General features: G+C 76.1%; 2 protein-coding genes. Both read left to right on the top strand.

The annotated features are described in order from the left end of the window. Positions 1–109: 109 nt before the first annotated feature. Entirely contained in the window at positions 110–5974 is a 5865-nt protein-coding gene (locus ABZ070_RS28805) for an SDR family NAD(P)-dependent oxidoreductase (RefSeq protein ID WP_356638262.1), read from the top strand. A gap of 25 nt (positions 5975–5999) precedes the next feature. Further along, positions 6000–13983: amino acid adenylation domain-containing protein (locus ABZ070_RS28800; RefSeq protein WP_356638261.1), on the top strand; the 7984-nt coding region annotated here is incomplete at its 3' end.

The following is a 13983-nucleotide window of genomic DNA, read 5'->3' as shown; positions in this document are numbered from 1 at the left end:
AGCGACGCCCGGTCCCTGAAGGCATACGCCGGATCGGCACCCATCCCCCGAGCCTCAGGGAAGAAGCGCTACGTCGGACGCCGCTTCGTCAAGAAGGGGCGCGGCCCCGGTGCCCGCGGCCCGCGACGCGGTCAGCCCCGCCCAGGCGACGGCCGGCAGCGTGGACCGCGCTCAGGCGGCGGCGCTGCTGCGGGCGGCGGCAGGGGACAGCGCCGCGTCCGGCCGGGGCGAGGCCCCGGTACCGGGTTCGGCGAACCGGCCACCGGCCGCGCCGGGACCGGCGGCCGGAGCACCAGCCGCGGCGACCGTTCCCGCGGGCGGCGAGCGGGAGGCCATCGCCGTCATCGGGTACAGCGCCCGCTTTCCGGGGGCCGGTGACGCCGACACGTTCTGGCAGCGGCTCATCGACGGCGACGACCTCGTCACCGAGGTGCCCGCCGAGCGGTGGCGGATCGAGGACCACTACGACCCCGACCCCGAGGCCGAGGGCAAGTCCGTGTCCAAGTGGGGCGCGTTCGTCGACGACGTCGACCGGTTCGACGCCGAGTTCTTCAAGATGCCGCCCCGCGAGGCCGAACTCACCGACCCGCAGGCCCGCCTCTTCCTCCAGGAGGCCTGGCGCGCCCTCGAGCACGCCGGGCAGCGCACCGCGGACCTCGCCGGCACCCGCTGCGGCGTCCAGGCCGGGGTCATGATGAACGACTACCAGGACCTCATCGAGCGGACCAGCGAACACGCCCGTCTCGCCCAGGTCATGCAGGGCAACTCCAACTCCCTCCTCGCCGCCCGCATCGCCTACCACCTCGACCTCAAAGGCCCCGCCGTCACCGTCGACACGGCCTGCTCGTCCTCGCTCGTCGCCCTCCACCAGGCCTGCCAGTCACTGTGGCTCGGCGAAGCCGACATGATGCTCGTCGGCGGCGTCACCCTCTACCTCACCGAACTGCCGCACGTGTTCATGAGCCGCGCCGGGATGCTCTCGCCCACCGGCCGCTGCCGCCCCTTCGACGCCGCCGCCGACGGCATCGTCCCCGGCGAGGGCTGCGCCGTCGTGGTCCTCAAACCCCTGTCGCGGGCACGCGCCGACGGCGACCCCGTGCACGCCGTCATCCGCGCCGGCGGCCTCAACCAGGACGGCCGCACCAACGGCATCACCGCCCCCAGCGCCGCCTCCCAGGCCCGCCTCGTCGCCGACACCCTGCACCGCTTCGGCCTCGAGGCCTCCGGCATCGACTACGTCGAGTGCCACGGCACCGGCACACCCCTCGGCGACCCCATCGAAGTCACCGCACTCAACCGGGTGTTCGCCCCCGCCGGCCTGCCGCCCGGCAGCGTCCCGATCGGCTCGGTCAAGGGCAACGTCGGCCACACCTCCGCCGCCGCCGGCCTCGCCGGCCTGCTCAAGGCCATCGGCGTCGTACGCACCGGCCACATCCCGCCGTCCCTGCACTGCACCGCCGACACCCTCAACCCGGCCATCCCCTTCGACGAGGGGCCCTTCACCGTCGCCACCGAGCGCCGCACCCTGCCCGCCACCCCCGGCGGGCGGCCCCGCCGCGCCTCCGTCAGCTCCTTCGGATTCAGCGGCACCAACGCCTACGTCGTCGTCGAACAGGCCCCACCGACCGCCCCCACCACCACCGCCGACCGGCCGGTGACCGTGCCCCTGTCGGGCCGCCGCCCCACCGCCCCGGCCGCCCGCGCCGCCGAACTCGCCCGCTGGCTGCGCTCACCCGCCGGCGCCGACGCCGCCCTCACCGACCTCGCCCACACCCTCGCCTGCGCCCGCGACCACCACCGCCACCGGGTGGCGCTCCTGGTCGCCGACCGGGACGAACTCCTCGACTCCCTCGACCGGCTCGCCGCCGGGCAGGACGACGAACGCCGCATCGAACCCACCGGGCACCACCCCCATGACGACAAGCCCGACCCGCGCCGTGACACGGCCCGCCGCTACGTGGCGGGCCACCCGGTCGACTGGGCCCGCATCTGCCCGCCCGCACAAGCCCGCACGATCCCCGCACCCGGCTACGCCTTCGCCACCGACCGCCACTACGCCGTCCCGGCCGCCGGCGACCCGCAGCAGGGCCTCCTCGACGCACTGGTGCTGTACACGCCCGGCTGGCAGGACGCCCCGCTGCCCGACCGGCAGCCGCCCGCAACGGCGCTCCTCGCGCACGACCGGGCCGGCGACCTGGCCGCCGCCCTGGGCGCGCACGACCCGGCCCGCGGCCTGGCGGCGCTGCAGGACACCGCGCCCGCCTCCGTCGCCCTCGTGCTGCGCCTCGCCGGCGACGACACCGCCGACGACGTGGCCGCCTTCGACACACTGCGCCGGGTGCTGGCGGCCTTCCGCACCCAGCGCATCACCCTCCTTGCCGTCACCACCGACCCCCTGCGCGCCGACGCGGCCCGCGCCCTGCTGCAGAGCCTGCGCCAGGAGAACCCCCGCATCGACGGCCGCGCCCTCCTCGTCGACGACGACGGCGCCTTGGCCGCCCCCCGCATCCAGGCTGAACTGGCCGCCCCCGAAGCCGAGTTCGGCCACCTCGCCGACCTGCGCGAGGGCCGCAGGAAGCGCCGCGTCCTGCACCCGGCCGACCTGCCCACCGACGCCTGGACCCCCCGCCCCGACGGGGTCTACCTGATCACCGGCGGCACGGGAGGCATCGGACGCGACCTCGCCCGCCGGCTCACCGCCACCCCCGGCACCCGCGTCGTCGTGTGCGGCCGCACCCCGTGGGCCGACCTCGACCAGGCACAGCGACCCGCCGGCACCGCGGTGCGCTACGTCCAGGCCGACATCACCGCCCCCGGCGCGGCCGCCGCACTCGTCCGCGACATCCTCGGCCACGAAGGCGCACTCCACGGCGTCTTCCACGCGGCCGGCGTCGTCCGCGACGCCTACCTGCTGCGCAAGCACACCGACGACGTGGCCCAGGTCCTGGCCCCCAAGGCGGCCGGCGCCACCGCGCTGGACGAGGCCACCGCCCACCTGCCGCTGGACGTCTTCGCCCTCTTCTCCTCGGTCGCGGCCGTCACCGGCAACATCGGCCAGTGCGACTACGCCTACGCCAACGGGCTCCTGGACGCCTTCGCCGAACAGCGCGCCGCCCGCGTCGCGGCCGGAAAGCGGCACGGACGCACCCTGTCGGTGCAGTGGCCGCTGTGGGACGTGCCGGGCATGACGATCCCCGAGCCGGTCCGGCAGGTGGTCGAGGAACGCGTCGGCATGGTCCCGCTGCCCGCCCACCTCGGCGCCCGCGCACTGCAGCGGCTGCTGGGCGGCGACGGGCCGAGCGTCGTCTCCCTCTTCCACGGCAGGGCCGACGCCTGGCACCGCCACCTGGAAGAAATCCACCTGCTGCCCCAGCCGGCCGAGCCCCGGCCGTCCCGCCCCGCCTCCGCACCCGCACCCGCCGCCGCACCCGTATCCGTGGCCGCGGCCGGGTCGCGGGGAGCGGACCGGGACCTGGTGGCGCTGGTCGCCCGCACCGTCGCCGAGACCCTGGGCCACGCCCTCGACGCGATCGGCCCGCGCACCTCGCTGGAGGCGCTGGGCCTGGACTCGGTGATGATCCGCACCCTCGCCTCGAAACTGAGCAGCCGTATCGCACCGATCGGCCCGGACGCCCTGTTCGGCCTGCGCGACGTGAACGACCTCGCGGACCACCTCGCCCGCGCGCGCCCCAAAGAGGCCACCGCCCGCCCCGCATCCGCACCCGTCGGTGCAACGCCCCCCGCTCCCGCGGCCGTTGCCGCTCCCACGGCTGTTGCCGTTTCCGGTCCGGGCGGCGAGGGTCCGGGCGGCGAGGGGCCGGGCGGCGAGGGGGCGGTGGACGAGGCGTTCGCCGTCGTGGGTCTCGCCGGACGCTTCCCCGGCGCCGACAGTCCGGACGCCTTCTGGGAGAACCTCCTCGTCGGCAAGGACACCGTCGGCGACCTGCCCGCCGACCGGTGGGCCGACAGCGGCGGCGTCCGGGCCAAGGGGCATTTCCTCGACCGCGTCGACGCCTTCGACGCGGCATTCTTCGGACTGTCCGCCCGCGAGGCCGCGTTCACCGACCCCCAGGAGCGGCTGTTCCTCGAGGTCGCCTGGGAGGCGATGGAGGACGCCTCCCTGACCGGCGCCCGGCTCGACGCGCTCACCGCACCCGACGGCGAACCCCGCAGCGTCGGTGTCTTCGCCGGCATCACCTCCGCCGACTACCCGCTCCTCGGCGCCGAGCGCTGGGCGGCCGGCGAGCGCGACATGCCCTCCGGCCACTACTGGTCGCTGCCCAACCGGCTCTCCTACCTTCTCGACCTGCGCGGCCCCAGCCAGCCCGTCGACACCGCCTGCTCGTCCTCCCTCGTCGCCGTGCACCAGGCCGTCGAGGCGCTGCGGAACGGCGAGTGCGCCGCCGCCCTGGTCGGCGGCGTCAACCTCTACCTGCACCCGTCCCGGTTCCGGATGCTGCGCCAGTCGGGATTCCTCGCCGAGGACGGCCTGTGCCGCAGCTTCGGCGCCGGCGGCGCCGGCTTCGGCCCGGGCGAGGCCGCCGGGGCCGTCGTTCTCAAGCGGCTCTCGAGGGCACTGGCCGACGGTGACACCGTGTACGCCCTCGTCCGCGGCACCGCCGTCGCGCACGGCGGCCGCACCAACGGTTTCACCGCGCCCAGCCCCCGGGCACAGGCCCGCGTCCTGCGCGAGGCGTTGCGCCGCTCGGGGGTCGACGCGGCGAGCGTCAACGTGATCGAAGCCCACGGCACCGGCACCGAACTCGGCGACCCCGTCGAACTCGCCGCCCTGGAGGACGCCTACGGCCACGGCGCCGCGGCCGGTGTGCCGTGCTCGATCGGCTCGGTCAAGTCCGCCGTCGGCCACGGCGAGTCGGCCGCCGGCATCACGGCCCTGACCAAGGTGCTGCTCCAGCTGCGGCACAAGACACTCGCCCCGACCCTGCACGCCGATCCGGTCAACCCCCAACTACGCCTGACCGGCAGCCGGTTCACCGTGCAGCACGAGGCCGCTTCCTGGCCCCGCCTGCGGGACGCGGACGGAAGGGAAATGCCGCGGCGGGCCGGCATCAGTTCCTTCGGCGCCGGCGGCGTCAACGCCCACGTGATCGTCGAGGAGTACGAGCCTGCCGTCCCGCCGCCCGCCCACGACGGCACACCGCAGCTGGTGGTGCTGTCCGCCCCCAGCCGTGAACACCTCACCGCCACCGCCCGCCGCCTGGCCGACCACCTGACCGGCCCCGGCAGCTCCACGAACCTGCCCGCCCTCGCCCGCGCCCTGCGCACCGGCCGCGCGGCGCACGACCACCGCCTCGCGCTCGTCGCCACCGACGCCGCCGAACTCGCCGACGCCCTCGCCGCGTTCGCCGACGGGCGGCCGACCGGCCAGGCACTGCACACCGGCACCGCCTCGCGCGAGCGGGCCGCCCAGGCGCCGGAGACCGACGAACTCATCGCCACCCTGTGGCGGGCCGGACGCCTGGACCAGCTGGCCGACCTGTGGTCGACCGGCTGGGAGATCGACTGGAACACCCTCGACACCCCCACCGGCACCAAGGCGGCGGTGGTGCCGCTGCCGCCGTCCGTGTTCCTGCGCGCCCGGCGCTGGCTGCCGGACCCGGCCACCACCACCCCGCCACCCGCCCCGGACCCCGAACCGGCCACGGCAGCCCCCGAAACGGCTCCCGCACCCGAAACGACCCCCGCGCCCGCGGCTGCCGCCGTGTCCGACCCGCGCCTTGCGGGCGTCGTCACCCTCGTCGGCGAACTCGCCGCCGGCCCCGGCGCCGAGGGCCCCATCGACACCGGCCGCACCCTCGTCGAGCTCGGCGTGGACTCCCTGGGACTGATGAACCTCCGCTTCGAGATCACCGAGCGGTTCGGCCAGACGCTCCCGCTCCAGCTGCTGAGCGAGTTCAGCGTCGACGAACTCCTCGCCCACCTGTCCGCCCTTCACGCCCCCGACCGGGCCTGACCGCAGAGGGAACCGGAGCTCCGCCATGCCGCAGACCGACCCCGACACCCGCTACGAGCCGTTCGCGCTCACAGAAGTCCAGGAGTCCTTCCTCGCAGCCCGCACCCTGGGCGGCGGCACCGGCGCGGGAACCCAGATCCATCTGGAATTCGAGACGGACCACCTCGACACCGACCGTATGGAAGCCGCCTGGAACGACGTGGTGGCCGCCACCGACATGCTGCGCGCCCAGGTCCTGCCCGACGGCCGCCAGCAGGTCCTCGCGCACGTGCCCGCCTACCGCCTGGAGCGCACCGACCTGACCGGCGCCGCCCCCGCCGAGGCAGCCGCGGCGCTGGAACAGCTGCGCCACCGCGCACTGGCCGGCTTCGACGCCCACCAGTGGCCGCTGTTCGCCGTCCGCGTCGCACAACTGCCCCAACAGCGCGCCCGCGTGCTGTTCACCGTCGACGAGCTGATCGCCGACGGGCCGAGCGTCTCGCTGCTCCTGCAGCAGTGGTACGCCCGCTACACCGAGGGCAGCCTGCCCAAGGCCCCGGGCATCTCCTTCCGCCAGTACGTCACCACCGCCCGGCAGACCCCACTCCCGGCCGCGTCCCTCGACTACTGGCACACCCAGCTCGCCGGCGTCGACTTCGACCGGCCGCTGCCGCTGGCCGCCGCACCCTCCGGCCGGCACACCGGCCCCGGCACGGCAGCGCACGACCGGCTCGCGCTGCGCCTGGAGCCCGACCGGTGGGAGCGGGTGAAGGCCGCGGCCAAGCAGGTACGGGCCACCCCCACCGCCCTGCTGCTGGCGCTGTGCACGGCCGCGGTGCAGGGCGAGGGCGACGCGCCGCTGCCGGTGGTGCTCACCACCTACAACCGGCGCCCCGTGCACCGGGACGTGGCACGGGTGGTGGGCCCGTTCCTGTCCACCTCCGTGTTCGTGGCACCGCCGCCGCAGGGCACCCTGGGCCAGCGGCTGGACATGGTGCGCAGCCGGCTGTGGCAGGACCTGGAGCACTCCGCGGTCAGCGGGGTGCGCGCCCTGCGCGAGCGGGCCAGGACCGAGCCCGGCCGCCGGGGCGTCGCGGTCCCCATGGTCTTCACCAGCCTCCTCGGCAGCCTCAGCACCCTGGGCGCCGCCGACGACCCGGCCCACTGGGCGTCCCGGATCGACCAGGACGCCTCGGCGACCCTCACCTCCGGTGTGCAGCTGGAAAGCTGCGTCCAGGAACGCGACGGTGCCCTGCTGCTGTCGTGGGACTACGCACCGACCGCCCTCGACGCCGCCCGCACCCGGGCCGCGTTCGCCACCCTGCGGGCGCTGCTGGAGCGGATCGCCGACGACGGCGCCAAGGCCCTGGCGGCCCCCGCCGCCCAGCCCCACACCACCCCCGCAGCCCCGGCCGCGTCGGCGGCGGCCTTCGAAGACGACGGTGCCCCGGCCGACGACGACGCGCCGGTGCCGCTCACCGAGGTCCAGTCCGCCTACCTGGTGGGACGGATCGGCGGCCTCGACGGCGGCGCCCAGACCCGCGTCTACCAGGAGTTCGACCTCCACCGGCACGACATCGACCGCCTGGAACGAGCCTGGAACCGGCTCGTGGCCCACCACCCCATGCTGCGAGCCGCCGTCCACGCCGACGGCACCCTCACCGTCGCGCCGCACGACGCCGCCGCCGGCTACCGCATCGCCCGCCACGACCTCACCGCCGTCGCCGACCCCCGGGCCGCGCTCGCCGCCACCGGCGAACGGCTGCGCGCCGAAGCGTTCCCGCTCGGCGCCGCGCCCCTGTACGCGCTGGAAGCCAGCACCCTGCCCGACGGCACCACCGTGCTGCACGTCGTCCTCGACGCTCTGCTCGCCGACGCCCGCAGCTTCGCCCTGCTGTTCGGGCAGCTCTTCGCCCTCCACGACGGCGACGACAGCGTCCTTGCCCAACCGGCCGACCCCCGGCCCCATCTGCGGTCTCTCGCCGGCAGGCCCGGCAGCCGAGCAGGCGAGGCGGCCCGCACCGCCTGGCGCGAGAAGTTCGCCGCCATGCCGCCCGGACCGGCGCTGCCCGACCCCGCACCCGGCGCCCCGCGCGCCCACCGCAAGGCCCCGCTCGGCTCCTGGCGGCAGCTGACCGAACGCGCGGCCGCCATCGGCGTCCCCGCCGACATGGTCCTGCTCACCGCCTACACCGACGAACTGCGCGCCGAGTTCGCCGCCGGCGGGCCCTTCACCGTCACCGTCGTCTCCTGGGACCGGCCCGCCGGCCTGCCCCATGCCGCCGCCATGGTCGCCGACTTCACCCAGCTCGCCTGGCTCACCCTCGACGACACCCTGCCCGACGACTTCGCCGCCCGCGCCCGCGAACTGTGGGCCCGCGTGCGCACCGACCTCGAACGCTCCGACATCCGCCCCGGCCTCGGTGAACTGCGCACCCGCGTCTTCCGCTCCGGCGGCGCCCTGCGCCTGCCGGTCGTCTTCACCCGCGTCCCCGAGATCGACCCGGCCCTGCACCCGGCCGGCGTGGACTTGCGCACCAGCCAGTCGCAGACCGCGCAGGTCGCGCTCGACCATGTGCCGCTCCTCGTCGGCGACGACCTCGTCGGCCAGTGGGACGCCGCCGACGGCACCCTCGACGCCCGCCGCCTGGACGCGATGTTCGACCGCTACGCCCGCCGGGTGAGGCAGTTCCTCACCACCGCCCCGCCCACCCCAAAGGGCCTGCTGGCCGCCGACGCCCACGTGGACGCCGACACCTACCCGCCCACCCCCACCGCTGCCGCGCTCCCCGCGCCCCCGGCCTCCGCGGCGCGGCCCGGGCCGGCCGCCACCGCCGACGGTCACATCGACGGGCACACCGACGAGGACGACGAGGACACCGACCTGCGCGTCGTCGGCCCCGTCGACGACAACAGCGCCCTCACCCTCGCCGGCCTCCTCGAGTCCGGGCTCGCCGGCCGCGCCGACCGCACCGCCGTACGCTACGAAGGCCACGAGGTGACCTACCGTCAGCTCGGCGAGCGGACCGCCCGCCTGGCCCACCACCTGCACGCCCTGGGCGTCCGCCCCGGCGACCACGTCGCCGTGCACATGGACCGCTCGCCCGACCTGGTCACCGCGCTCGTCGGCATCGTGCGCGCCGGAGCCGTCTACGTGCCCGTCGACCCCGCCAACCCGCCCGAGCGCGTGCGCTACCTCCTCGACGACAGCGGCGCCCGCGTCGTCGTCGCCGACCAGGCGCACGCCGCCGTCCCCGCCGCCGCGGGCGCCCACCTGGTCTGCCTCGACCGGCCCGCCGACCGGGCCGTGCTGGCGACGTACCCGAGCACACCGCCCGCCGTCACCCTCGGCGCCGACGACCCCGTCTACACGATCTACACCTCCGGGACCACCGGAAAGCCCAAGGGCTGCCGCAACACCCAGCAGGGCGTCGCCAACCGCCTGCTGTGGATGCAGGAACGCTTCCCCCTCGACGCCGCCGACCGTGTCGCGCAGAAGACGCCCTACGGGTTCGACGTATCGGCCTGGGAATTCTTCTGGCCCCTGATCGCGGGCGCCTGCATCGTCGTCGCCCGCCCCGACGGCCACGCCGACCCCGCCTACCTGGCCCGGCTGCTGCGTGACGAGAAGGTCACCGTCACCCACTTCGTGCCCTCCGTGCTCGGCATGTTCCTGCGCCACCCCACGGCCGCCGAATGCACCGCCCTGCGCTACGTGTTCGCCAGCGGCGAGGCCCTGCCCGTCGCCACGATGCGCCACTTCTACGACGTCCTTCGCACAGGCGCCCAGCTGCACAACCTCTACGGGCCCACCGAGGCCGCCATCGACGTCACCCACTGGGCCTGCCGCCCCGACTGGGACGAGCCGACCGTGCCGATCGGCCGGCCCGTCGCCCACACCACCATCCACCTCCTGGACGAACACCTGCGCCCGGTCGAGCCCGGACAGGCCGGAGAGATCGTCATCGGCGGCCGCCAGGTCGCCCTCGGCTACCACCAGCGGCCCGAGATGACCGCACAGCGGTTCATCGACTCGCCCTTCCCCACCCGCGACCCCTCACCGCGCCTGTACCGCACGGGCGATCTGGGACTGCTCGGCCCGGACGGGCACATCCGCTACCTCGGCCGGATCGACAGCCAGTTCAAACTGCGCGGGCTGCGCATCGAACCGGAGGAGATCGAAGCGGCCCTCACCACGGTGAGCGGCATCGCCGAGGCGCGTGTCCTGCCGGTCACCGACGAGGCGTCCGGCGAGCAGGTGCTGGCCGCGGTGTGCGTGGCAGCGGCCGGGGCCGGCGAACCGAAGGTCTCCGCCGTGCGCCGCGCCCTGGGCGAGAGCCTGCCGGCCTACCTGGTGCCGAGCCGCTTCTGCTTCGTGGCCCGGCTGCCGCTGACGACGAACGGGAAACTCGACCGGCAGGCCGCCGCCCGCCTCTTCGAGACCCCGCCCCACCCCGAACCCGCCCGCGACACCGTCCACGAACCCGCCCGTCAGCCCGCCCCGGCAGCAACCCCGCAAGCGGCCCACGCGGGTACCCCGGCCCCTGAGGGCGGGCAGATCCGTGCACAGGTCCGCACCGCCGTCGCCGCCGTCCTGGGCGTAACCGAACTCGACGACGACGCCGACCTGTTCGACCTCGGCGCCACCTCCTTCACCATGATCCGCCTCGCCCAGGAGATCGAGCGGCTCACCGGCACCGCCCTGCCCGTCGACGCGCTCATCAGCAAGCCGACGCTCAACGCCCTGATGGCCGCAGCCCTGCCCGCAGCCCCGCAGGCGCAGCCCGCCCCGCCCGGCGGCACGGTCACCGCCGAGACGGTCGCCCGCACGGCCGCCACCGTCCTGGGCGTGGAGCGGGTCGGCGTGGACGACGACCTGTTCGACCTCGGCGCCACCTCCTTCACGATGATCCGCCTCGCCCAGGAGATCGAGACGGCAGCAGGCGCGCAGGTCCCCGTCGACGTCCTGATCCAAAGCCCCACGCCCCGCAGCATCGCCGCCTCCGTCACCTCCGTCGCCTCCGCGGCCCCGGCCACGCCCGTCGCCGTCGCCGTGGCCCCGGCGGCGAGGGCGGCCGATGTGCGCATCGCACTCGACCCGAAGGCCAAGGCCGCCTTCAAGGACGCCCGCATCGCCGAACGGCGCCTGCCGCAGGCCATGCGCCGCATACCGGTGCCGGCCGCCGGGCCCGGCGAGGCCCGCGCCCTGTTCGACGCCTCCTCGTTCCGCGAGTTCGCCGACGGCCCGCTGCCCGCGCACGACCTGCTCCGCCTGCTGTCCACCGTCACCTGGGGCGAACTGGAGGGCCGCGCCAAGCGCCGCTACCCCTCCGGCGGCGGCTTCTACCCCGTCCAGGTGTACGTGTACATCGCGCCCGGCGCCGTCCACGGCACCGACCCCGGCCTGTACTACCTGCACCCCGCCGAGCGGTCCCTCATCGCCCTGGCGCCCGACGCCCGCTACGGCACCGACCTCCACGTCCTGCACAACCGCGCCCTCGTCGAGGCCTCCGCGTTCGGCGTGTTCCTCGTCTCCACCCCCGCCGCCATCGCCCCCGCCTACGGCGAGCGCAACGCCGCCCGCTTCTCCACCATCGAGGCCGGACACATCGCCCAGCTGCTGCTGACCGGCGCCCCCGGACAGGGCCTTGGCCTGTGCGCGGTGGGCGAGATGGACTTCGACGCCGTCCGCGGCGACTTCGCCCTCGACGCCGACCAGGAACTGCTGCTGTCCCTGTGGGGCGGGGCCCTCACCCCCGCCGGCCGTGCCACCCGCGCCGCCCTCACCGTCGACGCGGCCCCCACCGCCGACGCGGCACCGGCCGTGGATGCGGCACCGGCCGGCGGTGGGGGAGCGGGCGAGGGGGAGCGGGCCGTCGCCGTCGTCGGCTTCGCCGCCGACCTGCCCGGCGCCCGCACCCTGGACGAACTCGACACGCTCCTGGCCGACGGCGCCACCGCGACCGGGCCCGCCCCGCACGAGCGCTGGGCACCGCTGCGCTCCCACGCCCGCCGGAGGGGCGCACAGGCCGGCGGCTACCTCACGGACGTCCTGTCCGCGGAGGCCGAGGAGTTCGGCATCAAGGACGCCGAGGGCGCCGCCATCGACCCGCAGGAGCGGCTGCTGCTGTCCGTGACCCGCCGCTGCCTCGAGGACGCCGCGCTCACCCCGCAGAAGCTGGCGGCCGGCGGCCCGGTCGGCGTGTTCGTCGGCAGCATGTGGCAGGACCACGCCCTGCACGGGGTCGCCGCCCGCACCGGCCGGCACCCCGCCGGCAGCACGCACGCCACCCGCGGCGGGCTTGCCCACCGCACCTCGCACGCCTTCGGACTGACCGGACCGAGCGTGGTGATCGACACCGGCTGCGTCTCCGGACTCGCCGCCGTCGAGGCCGCGTTCCGGGCCGTGGCGAGCGGCCGCTGCGAGGCCGCCCTCGCCGCCGGATCCAACCTGGTGCTCCACCCCGACCACCTCGACGTCCTGTCCGAGATGGGCCTGCTCGCCGACGACACCGACTCGTGCGCCTTCACCGACCGCGCCGGCGGCTGGCTGGTCGGCGAAGGCGTCGGCGCCGTACTCCTCAAACCGCTGGAGCGCGCCCTGGCCGACGGCGACCCCGTGCACGCCGTCCTGCGCGGCGCGGCGCTCCAGCACTCCGGCACCACACGGCAGTTCGGCATCCCCGACCCGCGGCGGCAGGAGGAGACGATGCGCGCCGCCCTCGACGACGCCGGCCTCACGCCCGCCGACATCGGCTACGTCGAGGCCGCCGCGGCCGGCGCCGCGCTCGCCGACGCACTCGAGTTCACCGCCCTCAAGCGGCTGTTCGACCAGGACGGCCACGACGGCGCGACCCCGCTGCCGGTGGGCACCGTCAAGCCCAACACCGGGCACCTGGAGGCCGCGTCGGTCTTCGCGCAGCTCGGCAAGCTCGTCGCACAGTTCCGCCGCCCCGCCCTGTACCCGACCCGGCTGACGTCGGCCCTCAATCCCGCGCTCGCCGGCGCCGAAGGCGCGGTGACCCTGGCCCGGCCCGGCGCCGACCGCTGGCGCACCGCACCGGGAGCACCCCGCCGGGTCCTCGTCAACGGATTCGCCGGCGGCGGCTCCTACGGCAGCCTCGTTGTGGAAGAGCCCCCCGCACCGGCGGCGGGCAGCGGCGAGGCGGCCGCCCTGGCGCTGCCGCTGTCGGCGGACACCGCCGAGAACCTGGCCGACCTCGCCGACCAACTCGCCGCCGTCTGGGAGGACGACCCGCACCTGGACACCGGCCCGGTGGCCCGCGCCCTGCGCGAGGGCCGCCCCGACCGCCCGGCCCGCGCCGGCATCCTGGCGGACCGCACCACCGCCCCGGCCGCCCTGCGCGCCCTGGCCCGGCGCGTGCGCACCGAAGGCCCCGGCATCCTGGAACGCCGCGCCCCGGCGTCCGGCGAGGAGACCACCGCGCTCGAGGCCTGGCTGACAGGCGAGGCCCCGGCCTGGCCGCCCCTGACCACCCCCCGCGCGTCCCTGCCCGCAACCCCCCTGACGCGCCGCACCTTCCCCCTGCCCACCCCACCCGCCCAGACCGCGCCCCCGGCCCCCGCAGCGGGATACAGCGCGCCCGCCGAGGCCGCGCCTTCGGCGCCTTCTGAGCCTGCGCCTGCCCAGACCGCGCCCCCGGCCCCCGCAGCGGGAGACAGCGCGCCCGCCGAGGCCGCGCCTTCCGCGCCCTTTGAGCCTGCGCCTGCCCGGGCCGCGCTCACGGCTCCCGCAGCGGGAGACACCGCGCCCGCCGAGACTGCGCCCCCGGCCCCTGCAGCGGGAGACACCGCGCCCCCGGCTCCCGCAGCGGGAGGCGCTCCCGCCGCGTCCGCGCCCCCGGCAGCGGCCGGAACCCGGACGCCGCCCGTCCCGGCACCCGCTACGGCAGCGTCGCACCCGCAGGACGGGCACACACCGCCCGCTACGCCTGCCGCGCCCGCGTCCGCCGGGTCCAGCCCCATCTGCCCGGCGAGCACCCGCTCGCCGCGGGCGGCGCACCGGCAGC

This window comes from Streptomyces sp. NPDC006283, from assembly GCF_040613325.1.
Lineage (GTDB): Bacteria > Actinomycetota > Actinomycetes > Streptomycetales > Streptomycetaceae > Streptomyces.
This window is presented reverse-complemented; position numbering and strand designations above follow the sequence as displayed.